Source organism: Pseudomonas sp. lyk4-TYG-107 (assembly GCF_030209055.1).
In the GTDB taxonomy this organism is placed as follows: Bacteria; Pseudomonadota; Gammaproteobacteria; order Pseudomonadales; family Pseudomonadaceae; genus Aquipseudomonas; species Aquipseudomonas putida_A.
This window is the reverse complement of record NZ_JARVST010000006.1, coordinates 115,187-137,672: the sequence shown is the minus strand read 5'-3', so window position 1 is coordinate 137,672 and position 22,486 is coordinate 115,187. Positions and strand designations below refer to the sequence as shown.

The 22,486-nt window shown below is 61.3% G+C and carries 16 protein-coding genes; all 16 read left to right on the top strand.

The features are described from left to right. The first annotated feature begins 3 nt into the window (after nt 1-3). Nucleotides 4-2,661: a type VI secretion system ATPase TssH gene (gene tssH, locus QRN61_RS06390; protein WP_282412664.1), complete on the top strand. Its 2,658-nt coding sequence runs from the start codon at nt 4-6 to the stop codon at nt 2,659-2,661. 10 nt (nt 2,662-2,671) lie between these two features. After that, nucleotides 2,672-4,192 (top strand): sigma-54 interaction domain-containing protein, encoded by a 1,521-nt coding sequence (locus QRN61_RS06385; protein WP_097089472.1) that lies wholly within the window; start codon nt 2,672-2,674, stop codon nt 4,190-4,192. 333 nt (nt 4,193-4,525) lie between these two features. Then, on the top strand, nt 4,526-4,666 hold the full coding sequence (locus QRN61_RS06380) for a hypothetical protein (protein WP_003229566.1): 141 nt from the start codon (nt 4,526-4,528) through the stop codon (nt 4,664-4,666). An 18-nt stretch (nt 4,667-4,684) separates the two neighbouring features. Continuing rightward, a complete protein-coding gene (gene tagH / locus QRN61_RS06375) occupies nt 4,685-5,878 on the top strand; it encodes a type VI secretion system-associated FHA domain protein TagH (RefSeq protein WP_115988609.1) in 1,194 nt (397 codons plus the stop codon). Between the two features lie 5 nt (nt 5,879-5,883). After that, nucleotides 5,884-6,384, top strand: coding sequence for a type VI secretion system lipoprotein TssJ (gene tssJ / locus QRN61_RS06370; protein WP_007962325.1), 501 nt, complete (start codon nt 5,884-5,886; stop codon nt 6,382-6,384). A 2-nt stretch (nt 6,385-6,386) separates the two neighbouring features. Continuing rightward, nucleotides 6,387-7,718, top strand: coding sequence for a type VI secretion system baseplate subunit TssK (gene tssK, locus QRN61_RS06365; RefSeq protein WP_007962327.1), 1,332 nt, complete (start codon nt 6,387-6,389; stop codon nt 7,716-7,718). Nucleotides 7,719-7,723: 5 nt separating this feature from the next. Further along, nucleotides 7,724-8,599: a type IVB secretion system protein IcmH/DotU gene (gene icmH / locus QRN61_RS06360; protein WP_003229559.1), complete on the top strand. Its 876-nt coding sequence runs from the start codon at nt 7,724-7,726 to the stop codon at nt 8,597-8,599. A gap of 13 nt (nt 8,600-8,612) precedes the next feature. Continuing rightward, the gene (tssM, locus tag QRN61_RS06355) at nt 8,613-12,152 is read left to right on the top strand and encodes a type VI secretion system membrane subunit TssM (protein ID WP_285373431.1); all 3,540 of its coding nucleotides are present in this window, start codon (nt 8,613-8,615) and stop codon (nt 12,150-12,152) included. Continuing rightward, the gene (locus QRN61_RS06350; protein WP_003229555.1) at nt 12,152-12,880 is read left to right on the top strand and encodes a PP2C family protein-serine/threonine phosphatase; all 729 of its coding nucleotides are present in this window, start codon (nt 12,152-12,154) and stop codon (nt 12,878-12,880) included. The genes tssM and QRN61_RS06350 overlap by 1 nt, the downstream gene beginning before the upstream one ends. After that, a complete protein-coding gene (locus tag QRN61_RS06345; RefSeq protein ID WP_096795405.1) occupies nt 12,877-13,878 on the top strand; it encodes a serine/threonine-protein kinase in 1,002 nt (333 codons plus the stop codon). Before QRN61_RS06350 ends, QRN61_RS06345 begins: the two co-directional genes overlap by 4 nt. Before the next feature lie 28 nt (nt 13,879-13,906). Then, nucleotides 13,907-16,132 (top strand): type VI secretion system Vgr family protein, encoded by a 2,226-nt coding sequence (locus tag QRN61_RS06340; protein WP_285373430.1) that lies wholly within the window; start codon nt 13,907-13,909, stop codon nt 16,130-16,132. Then, entirely contained in the window at nt 16,129-17,136 is a 1,008-nt protein-coding gene (locus QRN61_RS06335) for a DUF2515 family protein (protein WP_096795403.1), read from the top strand. Before QRN61_RS06340 ends, QRN61_RS06335 begins: the two co-directional genes overlap by 4 nt. After that, complete coding sequence (locus QRN61_RS06330) at nt 17,133-18,011, top strand: hypothetical protein (protein WP_096795402.1); 879 nt, start codon at nt 17,133-17,135, stop codon at nt 18,009-18,011. The genes QRN61_RS06335 and QRN61_RS06330 overlap by 4 nt, the downstream gene beginning before the upstream one ends. Before the next feature lie 86 nt (nt 18,012-18,097). Beyond that, nucleotides 18,098-19,492: a TIGR01777 family oxidoreductase gene (locus QRN61_RS06325; protein WP_285373429.1), complete on the top strand. Its 1,395-nt coding sequence runs from the start codon at nt 18,098-18,100 to the stop codon at nt 19,490-19,492. 9 nt (nt 19,493-19,501) lie between these two features. Continuing rightward, complete coding sequence (locus tag QRN61_RS06320; protein WP_285373428.1) at nt 19,502-21,952, top strand: alpha/beta fold hydrolase; 2,451 nt, start codon at nt 19,502-19,504, stop codon at nt 21,950-21,952. Further along, on the top strand, nt 21,949-22,458 hold the full coding sequence (locus tag QRN61_RS06315; RefSeq protein ID WP_285373427.1) for a hypothetical protein: 510 nt from the start codon (nt 21,949-21,951) through the stop codon (nt 22,456-22,458). The genes QRN61_RS06320 and QRN61_RS06315 overlap by 4 nt, the downstream gene beginning before the upstream one ends. Nucleotides 22,459-22,486: the final 28 nt, after the last annotated feature.

Here is a 22,486-nt window from a genome sequence, read left to right as displayed (position 1 = left end):
GCCATGATCAACGTAGACCTGCAACAACTCATCCAGGCGCTGGACGCCGAAACCCGTCGTGATCTGGAACGTTCGGCCGAACGTTGCGTGGCCCGTGGCGGCAGCAAGATCCTTGTTGAAGACCTGCTGCTGGGGCTGCTGGAGCGTCCGAACGGCTTGCTCTCGCGAGCGCTGCAGGATGCGGATGTCGATGCCGGTGAACTGAGCGCCGCACTGCAATCTCGCGTTGAACACAGCGCCTCGCGCAACCCGGTGTTCGCCCCGGAACTGGTGCAATGGCTGCAAGACGCGCTGCTGGTGGCCAACCTCGAACTGGGCCAGACCCAGGTCGAAGATGCCGCGCTGATCCTTGCGCTGCTGCGTAACCCGATGCGCTACGCCGGCAGCCGTTATCAGCCGCTGCTCGCCAAGTTGAACATCGATCGCCTGAAAGAATTTGCCCTGTCGCAACAGGAGCAACCGGCCGCTAACGGCAAGCCGGCCGCTCAAGGCGAATCGCTGCTGCAGCGCTTCACTCACAACCTGACCCAGCAGGCCCGCGACGGCAAACTCGACCCGGTGCTGTGCCGCGATGGCGCGATCCGCCAGATGGTCGACATCCTCGCGCGTCGGCGCAAGAACAACCCGATCGTGGTCGGTGAAGCCGGCGTCGGTAAAACCGCCATCGTCGAAGGCCTGGCCTCGCGCATCGCTGCCGGTGAAGTGCCGCAGGTGCTCAAGGGCGTCGAGCTGCTGTCGCTGGACATGGGCCTGCTGCAGGCCGGCGCCAGCGTCAAAGGTGAATTCGAGCGGCGTCTCAAAGGCGTGATCGACGAAGTCAAAGCCTCGCCGAAACCGATCATTCTGTTCATCGACGAAGCCCACACCCTGATCGGCGCTGGTGGCAACGCCGGCGGTTCCGACGCGGCCAACCTGCTGAAACCGGCGCTGGCCCGTGGTGAACTGCGCACCATCGCCGCTACCACTTGGGCCGAGTACAAGAAATATTTCGAGAAGGATCCGGCGCTGGCTCGGCGTTTCCAACCAGTGCAGTTGCACGAACCGACCGTCAGCGAAGCGGTGACCATCCTCCGTGGTCTGGCGCAGGTCTACGAGAAGAGCCACGGCATCTACCTGCGGGATGACGCGGTGGTCTCGGCGGCGGAATTGTCGGCGCGCTATCTGGCCGGTCGCCAACTGCCGGACAAAGCCGTCGACGTACTCGACACCGCGTGCGCCCGGGTGCGCATCAGCCTCGCCGCTGCCCCGGAAAGCCTCGAACGCCTGCGTGGCGAACTGGCTGAAGGTGGCCGTCAGCGTCAGGCCCTGCGTCGCGATGCCGAGGCCGGTCTGCTGATCGACCACGAAGCGTTGGATGCGCTGGAAGCGCGGCTCGACGAGGCGGAAAGCGAAATGGTCGCGCTGGAAACCCTGTGGACCGAACAGAAGCAGTTGGCCGAGCGCCTGCTGGAACTGCGTCAGCAACTGGCCAAGGCCCGCGAAGCTGCCGCTGTCGAGCCGACCGTCAGCGTTGAAGAAGACGCCGAAGGCACCGTGATCGAAACCATCGCCGCCGAGGTCGAGGAAGGCCAGAGCGTCGAAGCGCTGGAAGCCGAACTGCACCAGACCCACAGCGCCCTGACCGCTGCTCAAGTCAAAGAGCGTCTGGTCAGCTTCGAAGTCTGCCCGCGTCTGGTGGCCGAAGTGATCAGCGCCTGGACCGGCGTGCCGCTGGCGCAACTGGCCCGCGAGCACAACGCCAAGGTCGCGAGTTTTGCCACCGACCTGCGCACGCGCATCCGTGGTCAGGAACAAGCCGTGCACGCGCTGGATCGCTCGATGCGCGCCACTGCCGCCGGCCTGAACAAACCTGATGCACCGGTCGGCGTGTTCCTGCTGGTCGGCCCGAGCGGCGTCGGCAAGACCGAAACCGCGCTGGCCCTCGCTGACCTGCTGTACGGCGGTGACCGTTTCATCACCACCATCAACATGTCCGAGTTTCAGGAGAAGCACACCGTCTCGCGTCTGATCGGTGCGCCACCGGGCTACGTCGGATACGGCGAGGGCGGCATGCTCACCGAAGCGGTGCGCCAGAAGCCGTACTCGGTGGTGCTGCTCGATGAAGTCGAAAAGGCTGATCCGGACGTGCTCAACCTGTTCTACCAAATCTTCGACAAGGGCGTGGCCAACGACGGCGAAGGTCGCGAAATCGACTTCCGCAACACTTTGATTCTGATGACCTCGAACCTCGGTAGCGACAAGATCAGCGACCTCTGCGAAGACGGCGCCCGCCCGACCGCCGAGCTGCTCGAAGAGACCATTCGCCCAGTGCTGAGCAAACACTTCAAACCGGCGCTGCTGGCGCGGATGAAAGTGGTGCCTTACTACCCGGTCGGTGGCCCGGTGCTGCGCGAGCTGATCGAGATCAAGCTCGGTCGTCTCGGCGAGCGCCTGAACCGCCGTCAGCTGGATTTCAGCTGGTGCCAGAACCTCGTCGATCACCTGTCCGAGCGCTGCACGCAAAGCGAAAGCGGCGCGCGTCTGATCGACCATCTGCTCGATCAGCACGTGCTGCCGTTGGTAGCCGACCGCTTGCTCGATGCGATGGCCACTGGTGAAAGCCTCAAGCGTGTGCATGCCACGCTCGACGGCAACGCCAGCGTGACGTGCGAGTTCGCCTGAGGTGGGTGTGATGTTCACTCAAGTGCCGCAGCCACTGGTCTATGCCGAAGCCTTGCTGGCGCAGTTCGCCAGCCTGTCGCGCGCGGCGGACGGTGCTGCGCTGCTGGGTGACTTCGTGCGCGGGTTGGCCGAGCTGAGCGGTTGCGAACTGACGCAGCTGTACCTGCTCGACGCCACCCACACCTGCCTGGGGATGAACGCCGAATGCCTCGACGGCGCGCTGCAACCGCGCGCCGCCACCAGCCTGCCGGCGGACTACAACGGTGAGCAGCTGCTGCAGTTTGCCCTGTGCCAGAACCGCGTGGTCTGCCTCGACGATCTGGGTGCCAGCCTGCACGAAACCAGTTTCCTGCCGGCCACCGCTGGTGCCTGGCAATCGCTGCTGTGCGTGCCGCTGGTCAATCAGCAGAAGGCGGTTGAAGGCCTGCTGCTGTGCGCCAGTCGTCGTCACGTCGACCTGCAGGGTTTTGCCGATTCACTCGGCCAGCTCGGCTCGTTCGTCCTTGGTCAGTTGCACTTGCTGCAGCGTCTGCGCCAGCCGCCGGCAGAATCGGCCACGGTGGCGCGCAGTGTGCCGAGCATCAACGGCTATGGCCTGATCGGCAAAAGCGCCGCCATGCGCCAGACCCACTCGTTGATCAGCAAAGTCCTGCACAGCCCGTACACCGTGCTGCTGCGCGGCGAGACCGGCACCGGCAAGGAAGTCGTCGCCCGGGCGATTCACGATTGCGGCCCGCGCCGCTCTCAGGCGTTCATCGTGCAGAACTGCGCGGCCGTCCCGGAAAACCTGCTGGAAAGCGAGCTGTTCGGCTATCGCAAAGGTGCCTTCACCGGCGCTGACCGTGACCGCGCGGGGCTGTTCGATGCGGCCAACGGTGGCACGCTGTTGCTCGACGAGATCGGCGACATGCCGCTGTCGCTGCAAGCGAAGATTCTGCGGGTGTTGCAGGAGGGCGAGATTCGTCCGCTGGGTTCCAACGACACGCACAAAATCGATGTGCGCATCATCGCCGCGACGCACCGCGATCTGTCGACGCTGGTCAGCGAAGGCAAATTCCGCGAGGACCTGTATTACCGACTGGCGCAGTTTCCGATCGAGCTGCCGGCCCTGCGTCAGCGCGAAGGCGACATCCTCGAACTGGCTCAGCACTTTGCCGAGAAGACCTGCGCATATTTGCAGCGTGATCCGGTGCGCTGGTCGAGCGCGGCGCTGGAACACCTGTCCGGTTACACCTTCCCCGGCAACGTGCGCGAACTCAAGGCACTGGTCGAACGCGCGGTGCTGTTGTGCGAGGGCGGCGAATTGCTGGCCGAGCATTTCTCCCTGCGCATGGAGCCGATGCCCGAAGACCACAGCGGCCTGAATCTCCGCGAGCGCCTGGAAAAAGTCGAACGCACGTTGTTGCTCGACTGCCTGCGCAAGAACGACGGCAACCAGACCCTCGCCGCCCGCGAACTGGGCCTGCCGCGCCGCACCCTGCTGTACCGCCTCGGGCGGTTGAATATCAACCTGGGTGACTTCGATGGTTGATCTGAAACTGATCGCTGCGTCGAGCCGTATTCCTGTGGCCAATGATTTGCTTGGGGCTTGCAGATTTCCTGTGGCGAGGGAGCTTGCTCCCGCTCGGCTGCGCAGCAGTCGCAATCCGGTCCACCCGGTTTCCCTGATGCACCACGGTGTCTGGTTTTGGGGCTGCTGCGCACCCCGGCGGGAGCAAGCTCCCTCGCCACAGAGGATCGGTATATCCCTTCTGGTGGCTCGAAGGCCCCGATGTAGAGCCTTCGAGACCACCCAAAGAATTAATTTCAGCGCCGCCCGCAAGGGTCGGCGCTTTGTGCTTTGTCTACCCCTGGAGACCCTCTGATGTCTGTTCGTCACTGGCACGCTGTCCTGCTGACCCTCGTCGTTCTATGCGGCCTTGGCGGCTGTAGCGGCAATTACAAATTCAACGACAACGACTATCGCCCGTTGGGTGATCCGCAAGCGGTCAATCGCGGCAAGTGACCGCAAGGAGCATCAAACATGGAACTGGTTTTCGAAATGCTGAACACCAAGCAGTTCGTGCCCACCGAGTTGTGCCAGAAGACCTTCAAACAGGCCGGCGGCGTGATCGGGCGGGGCGAGGACTGCGACTGGATCATTCCTGACCGCAAGCGGCATCTGTCCAATCACCACGCGATTGTCAGCTACCGCGAAGGCATGTTTTTCCTCACCGACACCAGCAGCAACGGCGTCCAGGACGGCGGCAGCGGCGCACGCCTGCACAAGGGCGAACCGGTGCGCATCGAGCACGGCAGCACCTACGTGCTCGGTGACTTCGAGATTCGTGCACGGCTGGTGCGCGATCCGGCGACCTTCGACGGCGAAGTTGGCCGTCCGCGTGCCGCCGGCAGCATCATTCCGGACGACGCCTTCCTCGACCTCGATCCGTTGAACGCGATCGAACAGCAAGAGCGCGTCTATTCGGAAATCGACGAACTGTTGGCGCCGACGGCCAAGCCCGAGGACTCCCGTCAGCGTGCCGACTACGCGCGCATCGACATGGAAAGCCTGATGGTGCCGGAGCTGATCGCCCCGGTTGAGCCCGAGCCAGCTCCGGCCCCGAAGGTCGTCGAGCGGCAGAGCGAGGGTTTCTGGGAGCATTTCGGCGCGGCGCTGGGCGTGGATGTCAAAGGTCTGGATCACGACGCCCGCGAAGCCTTGGCGCTGAATGCCGCGCGTCTGCTGCGCCAGAGCATCGGCGGTTTGCAGCAGAGCCTGCGCACTCGTTCGGAGCTGAAGAACGAACTGCGTCTGGCCCAGACCACCGTGCAAGGCACCAACAAGAACCCGCTGAAATTCGCCGTCGATCCGAGCGAAGCGCTGGAGATTCTGTTGCAGCCGCACAAGCCCGGGCACTTGCCGGCCGAGCAGGCGATTTCCCGAGCGTTCCGCGATCTGCAGGCGCATCAGGTGGCCTTGCTCACCGCCAGCCGCGCCGCCGTGCGCGGCACCCTGGAGCACTTCTCGCCAGAGCAGTTGACCCTGCGTTTCGAGCGCGACAACAAGCCGTTGATCGCCACCTCGGGCGGGCGCTGGAGAGCGTTCGGCCGTTACCACCAGGCACTGCGTCAGGACGATGACTGGAGCGAGCGTCTGCTGGCCCGCGACTTCGCCCAGGCCTACGAAGAACAGATCCGCCTGATCTCCACCCTCCACACCGACCACCAAGGATGATGCGCATGTCTCGCCGCTCGACCGCTTTTTTCAAGACGCTGACTGCGCTCACCGTGCTGGTGCTGCTCGCCGGTTGCTCGTCGCTGTCGCCGTACTCGAAAGTGACCAAGATCAATCTGAAGCTGACCGGCAGCGATCAGCTCAACCCGGACCTCAACGGCCGTCCTTCGCCGATCGTCGTGCGCCTGTTCGAGCTCAAGCACCCGGTGACCTTCGAGAATGCTGATTTCTTCAGCCTCTACGAGCGCGCCAAGGAATCCCTCAACCCGGATCTGGTGGCCAGCGAAGAACTCGAACTGCGCCCGGGTGAAACCGTGGAAATGAAACTCAGCGTGGAGGAGGGCAGCCGCTACGTTGGCGTTCTCGCTGCGTACCGCGATCTGCCGGAAACCAAGTGGCGCTACACCGTTCAGGTCACCCCGCTGGAGCTGACCGAGGCCGATCTGACCCTCGATCAGGCCGGTATCCGCAACACCCATGAAGCGCTCGCCAAGGCGGATGACTGAACATGAATACCCATAAAGTCATTTGGCAGGAAGGCATGTTGCTGCGGCCGCAGCACTTCCAGCACAACGATCGCTACTACGATCACCAGATGAAAACCCGCACCCAGTTGCTGGGTGGCTACACCTGGGGTTTCCTCAATCTGGAGATCGACCTGCAGTTCCTCAACATGGGCAAACTGGTGATCAGTGCCGCCTCGGGGATCCTGCCGGACGGCAGCCTGTTCGAACTCGGCGGCAACACCGAGCCGCTGGCGCTGGACGTGCCGCCGAACACCGGTAACACGCCGATTTACCTGGCGCTGCCGCTGGTCACCGGGAACCACATCGAAGCGCGCCGTCCGGAGCAGTCCGACGTGCTCGCGCGTTACACCGCGTACGACGCCGAAGTGGCCGACTCCAACGCCGGCGACGATTCCGCCAGTCAGGTCAGCTGTGGTCGCCCGGATTTCAAACTGTTGCTCGGCGAGCAGCAGAGCGATCAGGCCTACGTGAAGTTGAAGATCTGCGACGTGCTCGACACCACGCCGGACGGCGTGATCAGCCTCGACCCGGATTTCGTGCCGACCTACATCCAGGCCCACGCGTCCAGCTATCTGCTGTCGTGCCTGAAAGAAGTCATCAGCATGCTCAACCACCGGGGCGACACGATTGCCGAGCGGATCCGCTCCAACGGCAAGGTCGGCGGCGCGGAAGTCGGTGACTTCATGATGCTGCAACTGATCAACCGTACCGAACTGCTGCTGCGCCACTACCTCGGTCTGGAGCAGGTGCACCCGGAAGAGTTGTACCGCACGCTGCTGACCATGCTCGGCGATCTGGCGACCTTCTCCAGCGACAGCAAGCGCCCGCGTCTGGACAGCCGCTATTCCCACGCCGATCAGGGCGCGAGCTTCCGCAAACTGATGGAAGCGATTCGTCAGGTGCTGTCGATGGTGCTCGAACAGCACGCTATCGAGCTGATCCTGCAAGCGCGTCAGTACGGCATCATCGTGTCGCCGTTGCACGACCACAAACTGCTCGGCTCGGCGTCGTTCGTGCTGGCGGCGAGTGCCAACTGCGACTCCGAAGAACTGCGCCACCGCTTGCCGGCGCACCTCAAGGTCGGCCCGGTGGAGCGCATCCGCCAACTGGTCAACCTGCACCTGCCGGGGATCAAGGTCAAACCGTTGCCGGTGGCCCCGCGGCAGATCGCGTTCCACTCGAACAAAACCTACTTCATCCTCGAACTCAGTTCCGAAGACCTGGCGCAGCTCGAGCGCTCCGGCGGCTTCGCGTTCCACGTGTCCGGCGAATTCGCCGAGCTTGAACTGAAATTCTGGGCCATCAGGAACTGACCGCCATGATCAAGGAAACGGATTACAACCAGGACGACAAAACCGTCCTGCTCGATCGTCAGGGCCACGGACCGGCAGCCAGTCCGCTGACCGACTTCGCCGCGCCGCCGCGCTTCGAGCAACTGGAAGAACGGATGATCTACGCCGCGCGCCTGCGCCCGGCGGAGGCGTTCAACATCAGCCTCAATTCGCTGGTGGCGGCGTCGTCCGAACTGCTCTCGGAAGTGGTGCGCCTCAAGCACAGCGAAACTCGCGAAGACCTCTACGCGCTCAACGAGCGCCTGACCGCCGGGCTCAAACTGTTCGAAGTGCGCGCCCTGCACAACGGCGCCGAAAGCAGCCAGGTGATGGCCGCGCGTTACGTGCTCTGCACCGTGGTCGACGAAGCTGTGGTGACTACGCCGTGGGGCAACGAAAGCGAGTGGTCGCAGATGAGCCTGCTCAGCAGCTTCCACAACGAGACCTTCGGTGGCGAGAAGTTCTTCCAGCTGCTCGATCGCCTGTCGAAGAACCCGGTCAAACACCTGCCGATGCTCGAGCTGATGTACCTGTGCCTGTCCCTTGGTTTCGAGGGCAAGTACCGCGTGCAGGCCCGTGGCATGCTTGAGCTTGAAGGCATCCGCGACGCCCTGTACCGGCAGATCCGTCAGTTGCGTGGCGACGTGCCGCGCGAGTTGTCGCCGCACTGGGAAGGCCTCAACGATCAGCGCCGCAACCTGGTGCGCATCGTGCCGGCGTGGATGGTGGTGCTGTTCACGTTGGTCTGCCTGGTGGTGATGTATTCGGGCTTCGCCTGGGTCCTGGGCGAGCAGCGCGACACCGTTCTGCAACCTTATCAGCCGCTTGATCCGGCCGCGGTGCAACCGCAGTCGCAGCCGTAAACAGGGACGTGTGATGAAAAAGTTTTTCAAGAAAGTCGGCGCTTTCCTGCGCCAGACCTGGGTCTGGACCCTGCTGCTGGTGCTGTTCGTGGCGCTGCTGGTGTGGTTCGTCGGCCCGTTGTTGGCGGTGGATGACTACAAGTTCTGGGAAAGCGCGACCTCGCGTCTGCTGACCATCGCCGTGTTGTTCCTGATCTGGGGCCTGACCATGGTCTTCGTCAGCTGGCGCGCGGGCATCCGCAAGAAAGCCGTCGAAGAAACCGAAGATGGCCAGGATCGCATCCGTCGTGACGAGCTGATCGAAGAAGAGCAGAAAGAGTTGAAGGCGCGCTTCAAGGACGCGCTGAAAACCCTGAAGACTTCGAGCCTGTATCGCGGCCGCAGCGAACGCTGGCGCAACGATTTGCCGTGGTACCTGCTGATCGGTCCGCAGGCCTCCGGCAAGACCAGCCTGCTGGACTTCTCCGGGCTGGAATTCCCGATCAACAAGATCGACCGCAAGCTGACCCGCGACACCCTCGGCACCCGTCATTGCGACTGGTACTTCGCCGACCACGGTGTGCTGATCGACACCGCCGGGCGCTACACCACACAGCCGGACGCGGAAGTCGACGGCAGTGCCTGGACCACCTTGCTCGAACTGCTGCGCAAGCGTCGTCGCGGGCGTCCGTTGAACGGTGTGCTGGTGACCATTCCGGTGGAATCCCTGATCGGTGGCAGCGAGCAGGACATCGACACCCTGGCGCGCCAGGTGCGCGGTCGTCTGCAAGACGTCTATCAGAAACTGCACGTCGATGTGCCGGTGTATCTGGTGCTGAGCAAGGCTGACAAGCTGCTCGGGTTCGACGAGTTCTTCGATCAACTGACCCGCGAAGAAAGCGATCAGGTGTTGGGTACCAGTTTCCGCAAGGATCAGGTCGGCACCGACGTCGCGGTACTGCGCGGCGAGTTCGAAGAGCTGCTGCGGCGCCTGAACAATCAGGTGATCATGCGCATGCACTCCGAGCGCGATACCCAGCGCCGTGGCCGCATCCTCGACTTCCCGCATCAACTGGGGCAGATCGGCGAGCGTCTGTGCCTGTTCGTCGACATGGCGTTCACCGGCAACCGGTATCAGCGTGCGTCGCTGCTGCGTGGTTTCTACCTGACCAGTGCTCCGCACCTGACGCAGGAAATGGACGCGACCACCGCCGGCATCGGCGCCAGCCTCGGCATGAGTGCCGGCGTGCTGCCGACCCTGCGCAGCGGCCGTTCGCGTTTCATCCATCATCTGTTCAGCCGGGTGATTTTCCCCGAGTCGGATCTGGCCGGCCTCGACAAGCGTGAGCGCAGCCGCATCCATTGGGGTCAGCGTGCGTTGTACGTTGGCGCACTGGCGGCATTGGCGCTGTTCGGCATGCTCTGGGCCGGTGGTTTCTCGGCCAACTATGAGCGTCTGGAAAACCTGCGCACGCTGGCGCAGAACTGGACTCAGCAGCGTTCGGCGCTGACCCCGCGTGATGACGCGATGGGCGTGTTGAAAACCCTCGACACCAGCTACACCGCAACTCAGGTGTTCCCGAAGAAGGGCGACGTTTCGTACCACGAGCGTGGCGGTCTGTATCAGGGCGAAGACGTCAATCCGGTGGTCAAGCAAGCCTACGAGCACGAGCTCGAAGCGCAATTGCTGCCACGGGTCGCGACGATGCTCGAAGGGCAGATCCGCGCCAACATGAAGGACCGCGACAAGCTGCTCAACAGCCTGCGTGCGTACCTGATGCTGAACATGAAAGACCGTCGTGACGCGGTGTGGCTCAAGGACTGGGTCGCCACTGACTGGTCGCAGCGCTACACCGGCAACACCGCGGTGCAGAACGGTCTGAACACTCACCTTGAGCGCCTGCTGAAGCAGCCGTTCATCTACCCGCTGAACGATCAACTGGTGACTCAGGCACGTCAGGTGCTGCGCGCTGAATCGCTGGCCACCGTGGTCTACCGCATGCTCCGCGAGCAGGCGCGCAACCTGCCGGAATACCGTTTCAGCCAACACCTCGGCCCGCAAGGCTCGCTGTTCATCGGCACCGAATACGTGATCCCGGGGTTCTACACCCAGCAGGGTTATCAGCAGTATTTCTCGGTGCAGGGTTCGGCGCTGGTCACCGACATCCTGCGTGACAACTGGGTGCTGGGCGAAGGTGCGGGCATCAGCGACATGGACTTGCGTCGCCTGATGGTCGAACTGGAGCAACTGTACTTCCGCGACTACGCCAACTACTGGAGCGAGGCCGTTGGCCAGGTGGCGCTGCCGCCGATCAGCGATGCCGGTGAAGGCGCCGAGCAACTGGCGGGCCTGACTTCGGCCAACTCGCCGGTGCTGGCGTTGCTCACTGAAGTGCGCGAGAACACGCGCTTCCCGGCAGCTGCCGATCCGGTGGATGAAGCCGGTGATGCTGCCGATGCACTGGCCGGGCAGAAGGGCAAACTGGGCAAGGTCGGCAAACTGGCGTCTGCCGTGGCGGACAAGGCTTCGGCGATGGCCGTGGCGAAAAGCCTGCCGGACACCGCGAAGAAGTCGCTGCAACGCCGCTTCGAGCCGCTGCACCGTTTGCTCGATGACAACAACGGCCCGGCCGCTGACCTGACCCCGGCCATCAGCGCGCTCAACGACCTGCAACTGCAACTGTCCGGTCTGGCCCGTTCCAGCACGCCGGAACAAGCCGCGTTCGAAATGGCGAAAACCCGCATGAGCGGCCAGCGTGATGCGCTGACCAACTTGCGTGCAGCCTCGGGTCGCCTGCCGCGTCCGCTGAGCGTGTGGTTCAACGTGCTGGCCGAAGACTCGTGGCGCCTGGTGCTTAACGACGCTTACCAATACCTGAACGGCCGTTATCAGAACGAGCTGTACAGCGTGTATGGCAAAACCATCAGCAAGCGTTATCCGTTCAGCGCCAGCAGCACCAGCGACGTGGCGATCAGCGACTTCCGCGAGTTCTTCCGGGCTCAAGGCACCGTCGATCGCTTCTTCGACAGCTACATGCGTCCGTTCGTCAGCGGTGATCCGGGCAACTACCGGATGCGCAGCGTCGACGGTCACAGCCTGCCGGTATCGAAGATGTACCTCGACCAGATGGCGGCGGCGCTGACGATTCGCCAGAGCTTCTTCTCGATCAACCCGGCCGAGCCGACCGTGCAGTTCAAACTAGAGCCGTACACCCTCGATCCGGCGGTGAGCCGTTCCGAGTTCAAGTTCGGCGACAAGACCATGGAGTACCGCCACGGTCCGATCCTGCCGATGACGTTCAAGTGGCCGACCGATGCTGAAGACGGTCGCACCAGCCTGGTGATGGACAAGATGGCCGGGCGTCCGATCGGTATCGAGAAGAACTCCGGCCCATGGTCGCTGTTCCGTCTTTTCGACCTGATGCAGACCGAGTACCTGACCGGTCGCGACGTGCTGGTGCTGAAAGCCGACGTGGGTGGCCTGCGTGCCAACTACCTGCTGACCAGCCAGCGCACGCCGAACCCGTTCGACATGGGCGTGCTGCGTACCTTCCGTATGCCGGTGCAGCTCTGATGCTGGTGGCCAGTCCCTGGCGCAGCGCGGCGCGTACCGACCCGGGCAAGGTGCGGGCGCGCAACGAAGATGCCTTCCTCGACAATCCGCAGCAGGGGCTGTGGGTGGTCGCGGACGGCATGGGCGGTCATCAGGGTGGCGACATCGCCAGCCAGTTGATCGTCGCCAGCCTGGCTGAACTGCCGCAACACGAGGACTTCGACGAACGCCTCAAAGCCATCCGCCAGTGCCTGCACTGGCTGAACCGGCGCTTGGGGCAAGAGTTGACGGTCACCGCCGGACGCCACGACAGCATCATGGGCAGCACCGTTGTGGCGCTGCTGGTGGAAGGCAACCGCGCGGCCTGCATCTGGGCCGGCGACAGCCGTTGTTACATGTGGCGCGGGCAGCGGCTGTATCAGCTGTCCAAGGATCATTCGCTGCAGCAGCAACTGATCGACGAGCAACAGATGAGCGTCGAACAGGCGGCAGCACACCCGGCGGCTCAAGCCTTGACCCGAGCCGTCGGCGCCGCCGAACAGCTGACCCTGGATGTCCTCGAACTCGAGGTCTATCCGGGCGATGCGTTTTTGCTGTGCAGCGATGGTTTGTATCAGGGCCTGAGCAGCGATGCCCTCGGCAACGCCCTCAGCCTCAGCGCGCCGCATGTGGCGCTGGAACGTCTGTTCGACGGCGCCCTGCGTGGCGCCGCCCGGGATAACCTGACTGCCGTGGTGATCCGCCAATGACTGAAATCGAATCCTCAGTCGATGACTTGCTGATGAGCGAAGAGCAGGCCAGCAACCTGACCTACTTCGCCTTCGCCAAGGCAAACAACGCCGAGCCGTTGCTGGCGCCGACCAAGGCCAGCATCGGTGCACTGCCGGACGTACTCGCCGGCCGCTACCACCTCGAGCGTCTGCTCGGGGCGGGCGGCATGGGCGCGGTCTATCGGGCACGGGATCTGCTGCACGAGCAGTTCGGCGATCCCGACCCTTACATTGCGCTGAAAATCCTCAGCGAAGAATTTGCCGAATCGCCGGACGCCAGTGCCTTGCTTTACAGCGAGTTCGCCCTGACCCGACGCCTGCGCCACGACAACGTCGTGCGTGCGCACACTTTTGAAGTCGATACCGACTGCCAGCGGGCCTTTATCACCATGGAATACATGCGTGGCCTGACCCTGGACAAATTGCTCTGCGAGCGGCCTCTCGGCCTGCCGTGGAAAGAAACGCGCGACATCGCGTTGCCGCTGCTCGACACGCTGGCCTACGCCCACCGTCGCGGCGTGCTGCACGGTGACATGAAACCGAGCAATGTCATGCTCAGCGAAGACGGCCTGCGCCTGTTCGACTTCGGTCTCGGCCAGGCAGACGAGGGCGTGTTGCCCGGCCTGCCGCACCTGAGCCGCGAGCGCTTCAACGCCTGGACCCCGGGCTACGCCGCCCCCGAACTGCTTGAGGGCCAACCGTTGTCGGCCAGCGCGGACGTGTACGGCGTGGCTTGCGTGATCTATGAACTGGCGAGCGGCAAACACCCGTTCCGCCGCTTGCCCTCGACCCAGGCCCGCGACGAGCACCTGGAGCGCGAGCTGCGAGCCCCGGCGAACTTACCGAAACACGGCTGGCCAGCGCTGCGAACCGCGCTGAGCTTCAATGCGGCAGAACGCACCATCACTGCCCAACAATTGCGTGACGCCTTGGGCGCCACTTCGTCCTGGCTGCAACGGTTGCGACTTCGGGCGTAACGGACGACATTCGAACAGGGAGCGCTTTATGTTCAACCCAGCTAACGAAACCCACTTCAGCCTCAAGGTCGAAGACTACGTGGGCGACCTGCAAGTGCTGTCGTTCACCGGCACCGAAGGCATCAGCCAGCCGTTTCGCTTCGACCTCGAACTGGTCAGCGAAAACCCCGATCTGGATCTGGAAAAACTCCTGCACAAGCAGGCGTTCCTCGCATTCGATCCACAAGGGTCAGGCATTCACGGGCAGATCTACCGCGTCGCCCAGGGTGATGCCGGCAAGCGCCTGACCCGCTACAAGGTCTCGCTGGTGCCGCAACTGCAATACCTGCATCACCGCACCAACCAGCGCATTTACCAGCAGATGTCGGCGCCGAAAATCATCGCGCTGATCCTCGACGAACACGGGATCAAGGGCAACGCCTACAGCTTCCAGCTGAGCCAGCCGTGCCCGGATCGCGACTACTGCGTGCAGTACGAAGAAACCGATCTGCACTTCGTCCAGCGCCTGTGCGAGGAGGAGGGTATTCACTACCACTTCCAGCACAGCGACAAGGGCCACCTGCTGGTGTTCGGCGACGACCAGACCGTGTTCCCCGACCTCGGCCAGCCGACCGCCTACATACAGGGCAGCGGCATGGTCGCTGAAGAGCCGGTGATCAAAGGCTTCAAACTGCGCCTGGAAACCCGCACCAGCCGCACCACGCGCCGCGACTACGACTTCGAAAAACCGCGCCTGCAGATGGAAGCGGCTTACAAACCGGATGGCGAGAGCACTGAACCGGATCTCGAAGACTACGACTACCCGGGCCGCTTCATCGACCGCGCGCGCGGCAAGTTCCTCAGCCAGCGCGCCCTCGAACGCCATCGCGCCGACTACCGCCAGGCCGAAGGTCGCGGCGACCAGACCAAACTGGTCAGCGGTCACTTCATGGCCATGTCCGACCACCCGCGCAGCGAGTGGAACGACCTGTGGCTGCTCACCGAAATCTTCCACGAAGGCAAACAGCCGCAAGTCCTCGAAGAAGGCGTGACCAGCGACACCACCGACAACAAGGACGACTTCCATCAGGGCTACCGCAACACCTTCCTCGCCACCCCGTGGGACGTTTTCTACCGCCCGGCCCTCGAACACCCGAAACCCCGCGTGCTCGGCAGCCAGACCGCCATGGTCACCGGCCCCAAAGGCGAAGAAATCCACTGCGACCAATACGGCCGCATCAAAGTCCAGTTCCACTGGGACCGCGAAGGCCTGGCCGACGACAAAACCAGCTGCTGGCTACGCGTCTCCAGCTCCTGGGCCGGCGACCGCTACGGTGCGATCAGCATCCCGCGCATCGGCATGGAAGTCCTCGTCACCTTCCTAGAAGGCGACCCCGACCAACCCCTCGTCACCGGCTGCCTGTACCACAAGGAAAACCCGGTGCCGTACGCCCTGCCGGCAAATAAAACCCGCAGCGTTTTCAAAACCCTCAGCTCCCCGGGTGGCGGCGGCTACAACGAACTGCGCATCGAAGACAAAAAAGGCGCCGAACAAATCTACATCCACGCCCAGCGCGACTGGGACGAGAACATTGAGCACGACCAGAAGATTCGTGTCGGCAACGAACGTCACGACACCGTGGTGAAGAACACTTACACCGAGCTCAAGGCTGAAGAACACCGCACGACGATTTCCGACCGCAAGGTTGAAGCGAAGCTGGATGATCACCTCACGGTTGGGCAGAACCAGCATGTGAAGCTGGGGACTGCGCAGCTCACCAGCGTGGGGAAAGAGATTCACCTCAAGGCTGGGGACAAGATTGTTATTGAGGCGGGGACGGAGCTGACCATTCTTGGTGGTGGGAGCTTTATCAAGCTTGATGGCGGTGGTGTGACGGTGGTTGGGCCGGTGGTGAAGATTAATGCCGGGGGCTCGCCGGGGAGTGGCACCGGGATCGGGATTCTGGCTCCGGTCATTCCACTGATTGCTGATCAGGCTCGGGCGGGCAATACACTTAAATCCGGGACTGCGAATAGCCCGAAATATGATGAACAGATCCGTTTTGTGACTGGCCTAGGTCAACCTATCAAGTCGGTAAAAGCCGCAATTATTCTCCCTTCTTCAGTCGCTCCAAAAATCTCCAAAAGCAACACCGAGGGTCTGCACCCGCGTGTTGTAAGCGATAGCGAGGAAACCGCGGAAGTCCATTTGATGTGGGATGAACTCATCGTGCCGGAAGGCTCCGACGATTACGAAGCGAGTAGAAATAAATGAGCACACCTGTTGCTACCTTCAAAACAAACAATCAGAGCTGCTCCGTTCAAGACATTACGTTGAAATGTGACAAATTGTGGACGATGGGGCAGCAAGAGGCGATCAGTCGGCTAAGTGTGGCTGAGACGAGCTGGTTCTCTTCGTCCAGCAAGATGGTATTGGTGGGTGATTTCAGCGCACGAGCCGCACGCATCGCCGCTGCCTATGCCGAGTTTTATTTGGAGCGTGGTGAAGATGGAAAGCCAGACTTAAAAGGTAGATTTTATTGGATGGGGCTGGCAGCTTTCGCGAGTAAGCAGGTCATGTGCGGTCTGGATTACATTCCTTCGGAACCGTACCTGACAGGGATAGTGCCGTTGCCGTTTCAGATCCCCTACAAAATAGGTAAAAACGGCCTCGGTATGGGCAATTTTTGGCTGTTTCAGGATATTTTTGTTTGGCACTGGTTCTATAAAAAGTATCCAGAACAATTTAATGATTGTGCGCCGAAGCGAAATGCCAAGAGCTGTGATGCGCAAGTTCAAATGAATATTGATGAACTGCCTTGGGCAGACGATGCACTACCCGTTCTGAATAATCTGGGCTTGACCCCAGATATCACCACTGGCTTCAATCTTATAAAAAAATCCGAGACGACATCTGATCCAGTTGCGAAACGAAATCTTCAGCAGCAATCGCTTCTGGCAATTGCTGATCATGAGCAAAGAAGAATTCTTCAGCCGCTTATTTACAACGGATTTCTGTTTCAGAAGGTTCTACAGACTCAAGCTGCTGCCGAAGGTGCCCCTTTTGTACCGTTACGGGTTGCCTCTTTTAGTTCTGCTTGTGATGTGAACAATAAGGAGTTGAGAGTTCAGATGACGAAAGGCGATTTGTTTAACGAGTCAGATCGAATGGTGTTCATTCAGGAAATTGCAGAGCAGTACCATAAAATGATGGGGCAGAAAAAAGAATATATGGAGCAGCAAATAGGGATGATTTCTACCTGGAAAAACCGGAAATGAAATTTTATGGCTTATTGGTTTTTTTATTGCTTGCAGCATGCGGCGATTCAGACAGTGTAGGAGCTGGCTCCATGACGAACAAAAATCCGCTAATCAGTGTTGAGATTGGCGAAGAGATCAAAGATCTACTTTCTAATTCCCCGGTGCCTTTCTCGAAAGAGTGCATCTCTGACGTAAACATGTGTTGGTATAAAGTCAAGAAGTCTTTCGGTGACGATGATCTGCCGTCAGTTGAGGTGAATAAAAATCTGCGACTGAATCAGGTCGCCAGCGTCAGCACTGCAGTAGATGGTGAGGTAGGTACGACTATAGAGAACCTTGACTTATCGGTTCGCAGCCTCCCGGATGGCAGCAAACATGATGAGTATCGAGCGTTTTTGTACGGGTTGATTAAAGACATAAAAAAAGCGGGTTGGATGCACTATTACGCACCTTCTGACCCAAGAATTTCGGGCAGTCAGATTGACAAGATTAATTCAGCTGATGAAGTTATGGGGGATTACGTATTAAGCCACCCGTGGCTGGATCCGAACTATGAACTGGATCTTGAGCGGTGGTTGAAGGTTGGTAAATTTTACAATTGGCATTTTCACAAAGATGGCAATCATCTGACGTTGAAGGCATGGCGGCGAGATTCTGATGATGCTCCTGATGAGCGCGGAACCTATTTGGTGAGCTTGAGCTTCACAACCGACCGTGAGTATTGGAGTGCTGCTTTTCCAGAGACTGAAGATAAAAAACGCTGGAAAGAACTGCTACCAGGCAAGTTGAAAGAATACGCTGCGATTCGGCAGTCCCGGGAAAACAAGGCGGAAAAGGCGGGTATTGAAATTGATTCGAGCTATCAAGACCCAACCATCCAAGCATTAAAGTAAGCAGGTTGAATGGGGGCGGATTGTGTATTGAGTTTTGCCCGTCCCCCTTAAACTCTCCACCCCAAGTAATGCGCTCAGGACACGGAATGCCAGCCCCCTCGACCTCGCTTCGCCCCGCGGTAGCGTTCTGGTTATACACCGCCGCAATCGTGCACATACTTGCCGGCCTCACCCTGGCCTGGGCCGGGCATTCCGGATTACTTGACGGCTATCTGCACACCCTGGAACTCGCATTCTGGGGCGCCGATGCGGTACCTGCCGCCGGCCACGAACAACAGGTCTGGTGGCTCGCGCTGTTTGGCGCGACGCTGCAAAGTTATTCGCTGTACATGCTCGCGCTGGTGCACTTGGGCAATCGCTTGAAAGCTCCAGCAGTGTGGGGATGGTTGATCGCCGGCATCCTGTTATGGGCGCCGCAGGACATGTGGCTGTCTGCGCAAAAGCAGGTTTGGTCGCATCTGTGGCTCGACGGTTTTGCGTTGCTGGTGTTGTTACCGCCGCTGGTGTGGCTGTATCGCCATGACCGCCGGAAGTCTCCTGCAGTAAACACAACGAGCCTGTCTGACCCGTTTGCCAGCGGCGCTTTCAAGCGCGTGCTGATCACCGGCGGCACCGGGTTCATCGGTGAAGCTTTGGTCAACCAACTGCTAGACGCCAGCCATTCGGTCAGCGTCCTAACGCGCGACCCGTTGAACGCGGCCAATCTATTCGACGGCCGCGCCCGCTGCGTGCATTCGCTCAGCGAACTCAGCCGCGACGAAGCCTTCGACGTAGTGATCAATCTCGCCGGCGCACCCGTCGCCGGCCCACGCTGGACTCCCAAACGTCAGGCGCAACTGCTCGCCAGCCGAGTCGGCACCGCCGAAGCATTGATGACCTGGCTAAAGAACACCAAGCAAAAACCATCGCTGTGGATTCAAGCCTCTGCCATCGGCTTCTACGGCGTGCGCGATGCCAGCGAAAGCCTCGGTGAACACGCCAGCAAGGGCGACGGTTTCATGGCCGAACTCTGCGCGCGTTGGGAAGCCGCCGCGCAACCGGCCACTGAGTTTGGCGTGCGTCAGGTGGTGCTGCGTCTTGGCGTGGTCTTCGGCCCGGGCGGCGCGTTGACGCCGTTGCTGCTGCCGTTCCGCTTGGGCTTCGGCGGGCGCATGGGCGATGGTCGGCAGATCATGAGTTGGGTGCATCGCGATGATGTGCTTCAGGTGATCGCAATGGCTTTCGATGACGACAGTCTGCGCGGTACCTACAACATGGTGGCGCCGGAAACGGTCAGTCAGGCAGCGTTCGCCGAGCAGGCCGGCAAGGTCCTCAAGCGTCCGGTGTGGTTCCATATTCCCGCCGCGCCAGTGCGTGCGCTGGCAGGGGAGATGGCGCAGTTGTTCTTCGATGGTCAGCGCGTGGTGCCGCAGCGTTTGACCGAGGCTGGCTACACATTCCGTTATCCAACCCTCGACGCTGCTCTGCGCGATCTGACCTGAGGATCGTCCATGAGCAAGCCCTTGATGTATCTGCTGGCCGGCAACGGCAGCGCCGCCGATTGGTGGAGTGACGCGCTGCCGCACTTTCAGCGTTACGACGTGGTGCCGCTGGAGCTGCCGGGCTTCGGCGCCAACCTGCAGCCGCCCTGCGAGGATCTGGCGGACTACGCGCAGACCTTGCTGGCGATGACACAGCAGGGCAGCGCGATCATGGCGGTCGGGGTCAATGCGTTGCTGGTGTTGCATGCGTTGCAACGTCGGCCGGGGCACTTCTCCCGCAGCGTTTTGTTGGCGCCAGTCGGTGCGTTTCTATGGCAGCGGCGGTTGCCGGCGCTGATGTCGCCGCTGCCGATTCGCAAGACCATTCACTGGCTGCTGTCGAACAAACCCGCGCTGTTCGCGCGCAAGTTCTCCAACCAGACCTGGACCCCCGCGCAATACCAGCGCATGGGCGCCGGTTATGCGCGCTGCCGTGCGTTCGTTCCGCATTGGGATCTGATTCGTGCCGACACTGCGCTGCCGCTGCTGGAGTGGATCACCGATCCGGTCGAGCTGGTCTGGGGCGATCAGGACGCTGTGCTCGGCATCGAGCAAGCGGCGGCGTGGTCGGCGATTCTCGCTCGCGCTGATCTGACTATCAGCCTCAAACCCGGTTGGGGCCATTACCCGTGGATTGACTCGCCTGCGCAGTTCGCGCAGTGGCTGGAGTCGGGCGAGCGCGGGTTTGTCGCGCACACCAAGGGCGGGCGTTTGCGCTTGGCTGAACTGGCCCGGCAAGCGGTGCCGGCGGCGCTGACCCTCAACGATTGCAATGATCCGCGTCTGCCAGCATTTCTCGCTGCCCAACCCGACGTGACCTGGGCGGTGCGCTCCTCCAGTTATGGCGAGGATCAGGCCGATTCGGCAAATGCCGGTTTGAGCACAACCTATCTGCGCGAGCCGACCGCCAATGTGTCGAAACGCATCGCCGAACTGACGGCCGAAGGCGTCGAGGAAGTGGTGGTGCAGCGCTTCATCACGCCGGTAGTTTCCGGGATCGCGTTCGTGCGCCATCTCTCGGTAGAGCTGGAGTGGGTTGAAGGCCATCTCGAAACGCTGGCCGACGGTCACGTCAGCCCCTCACAAGCAACGCTTTCGCGGCTTGGTGATGCCTGGCGCAGCGGCACGTTCACGCCGTCCCACGGCTTGACCGAAGACCTGCTGTGGTGCTTTCTGCAAGACGTGTTGCGCGTGTTCCACTACGTGCCCGGCGACGTCGAATGGGCCTGGGACGGCTCGCAACTGTGGCTGCTGCAATACCGGCCGATCAGCGATTATGGCTGGCGCCGGCACCTGACCGCCGCCAACATCGCCGAGATCCTGCCGCCGCAACCGAGCGTGCTGGTCGAGTACGCCCAGCGCCGCGCGGCAGCGAGTATCCCGGCGATCATGGCGCGCTGGGATGCGCGAGTGTTGCAGGACAACGAGCCATTCACTGCTGTGTTCGGCGGTGCTTCCTACATCAACAATGATCTGTTTCTTGCCCGGTTGGCCGACTGGGGCATCAGCGCCGCTAACTACGCCGGTGAAGTTGGCGGAGCGACGCCGCATCTGCCGTGGCAACCGCTGAAGATGCTGCGTTCTTTGCCGCTGTTTTTACGTATGCAACGCAAGGCCCGCGGCCATTTGCTGAACCTTGAAAACGGCTTGCAGCGCTTCGATCGGGAGCTTGCCGAACTGGTCGCCCAAGCTGCCGATGGCCAGCAATTAGCAGACTGGTTCTCCCGGTTCTACGTGTTCGTGGTGCAAGGCAATCTGTGCATCGCCACGGCGCTGGCCAGCAGCGGCGGCGATTGGCTGGGCCGCCCGCCGACCGCGTACGACAATCTGGAAAACAGTCCTCATCGACTGCCGTGGGAAACCGACCCGGCCACCCCTCGACCTGCGTCGAGCGAGCTGCCGCTACAGCCATTCCCGCAATGGTCCGGACTGATCCGCCTCGCGCATTCGACCAGCCTGCCGGGCCTGCGCGGCTACTACCTGCAAGTACGCGAGTGGTACCGCGACAACCTGATGCGCATCTTCTTCCGTCTGCATCACGCGATGCCGATGGCGGATCGCGAGCACTGGTTTGCGCCGCATCCCGACGTGCGCACCCGTGACGGCAGCTTCTGGCAGGACGGTCGCGAAGGTGCGGAGCAGGCCACCGGTTTCATGATTTATCCGGGGCAAGTGCAAGGCATTCTGGGCGAGGATATTTTGCTCGAAGACACCCTCGATCCGGGGCGGCACGCGCATTACCAAACGGCGCGGGCAGTGATTGCGCGGATGGGTGGGCGGTTGTCGCATGGCTCGACGTTGCTGCGCGAATTGCGAAAGCCGTCGGCGGTGATGCCGCAGGTGGATCCTGCGTGGGTGGGGTGTGAGGTGTTGTATCGGGATGGTGAGTTGCAATTGATGAATTCGAAGGATACGAAGTGAAACGACGGTTGTTGATGTGTTTGGCCTGGTTGCCGATGGTGAGCATGGCGACGGATCTGTGCAATTCGGAGACCGATACGAAGAATTTTCTCTCGCAATGGGTGGAAAGACCCGATTACATCCTGGATATACATTCAAGTTTTCAACCTGATGGATTCAGTCTGGAGGAGGGCAAGGTGGTGTATCACGGCGATCTTAATGACGACGGCCAGGAAGATTTCATTTTCACCTCCTACTCAAGCCGTGGTTCAGCGGGTGACTCGACCTTCGCCTTCCTCATCCAGTGCCACGGTTACTTGAAGCATGTCGGGGGCGATTATTTCGCCGAGGTCAAAGTTCTGGACGGTACGCCCAAGAACGGCGGCGATGTAAAAGACATCGAGATCTACTCCTACATTCGCGATAAGCGCGGCCAGATCCGCTACAAGGGCAAAGAGGCCATGACCCGGCCACATCTGTGGCGATTCAATCCGCACACACAGCTTTATGAAGGGCAGTCTGAGTGAGCCGACGGTCCCCACTGCATTTACGGAG

Coding starts and splice junctions, on each gene's coding strand:
- QRN61_RS06350 (WP_003229555.1), top strand. CDS start 12,152: ATGCTGGTGGCCAGTCCCTGGCGCAGCGCGGCGCGTACCGACCCGGGC.
- QRN61_RS06335 (WP_096795403.1), top strand. CDS start 16,129: ATGAGCACACCTGTTGCTACCTTCAAAACAAACAATCAGAGCTGCTCC.
- QRN61_RS06380 (WP_003229566.1), top strand. CDS start 4,526: ATGTCTGTTCGTCACTGGCACGCTGTCCTGCTGACCCTCGTCGTTCTA.
- tagH (WP_115988609.1), top strand. CDS start 4,685: ATGGAACTGGTTTTCGAAATGCTGAACACCAAGCAGTTCGTGCCCACC.
- tssK (WP_007962327.1), top strand. CDS start 6,387: ATGAATACCCATAAAGTCATTTGGCAGGAAGGCATGTTGCTGCGGCCG.
- QRN61_RS06340 (WP_285373430.1), top strand. CDS start 13,907: ATGTTCAACCCAGCTAACGAAACCCACTTCAGCCTCAAGGTCGAAGAC.
- tssH (WP_282412664.1), top strand. CDS start 4: ATGATCAACGTAGACCTGCAACAACTCATCCAGGCGCTGGACGCCGAA.
- icmH (WP_003229559.1), top strand. CDS start 7,724: ATGATCAAGGAAACGGATTACAACCAGGACGACAAAACCGTCCTGCTC.
- QRN61_RS06320 (WP_285373428.1), top strand. CDS start 19,502: ATGAGCAAGCCCTTGATGTATCTGCTGGCCGGCAACGGCAGCGCCGCC.
- QRN61_RS06330 (WP_096795402.1), top strand. CDS start 17,133: ATGAAATTTTATGGCTTATTGGTTTTTTTATTGCTTGCAGCATGCGGC.
- QRN61_RS06325 (WP_285373429.1), top strand. CDS start 18,098: ATGCCAGCCCCCTCGACCTCGCTTCGCCCCGCGGTAGCGTTCTGGTTA.
- tssJ (WP_007962325.1), top strand. CDS start 5,884: ATGTCTCGCCGCTCGACCGCTTTTTTCAAGACGCTGACTGCGCTCACC.
- QRN61_RS06385 (WP_097089472.1), top strand. CDS start 2,672: ATGTTCACTCAAGTGCCGCAGCCACTGGTCTATGCCGAAGCCTTGCTG.
- QRN61_RS06345 (WP_096795405.1), top strand. CDS start 12,877: ATGACTGAAATCGAATCCTCAGTCGATGACTTGCTGATGAGCGAAGAG.
- tssM (WP_285373431.1), top strand. CDS start 8,613: ATGAAAAAGTTTTTCAAGAAAGTCGGCGCTTTCCTGCGCCAGACCTGG.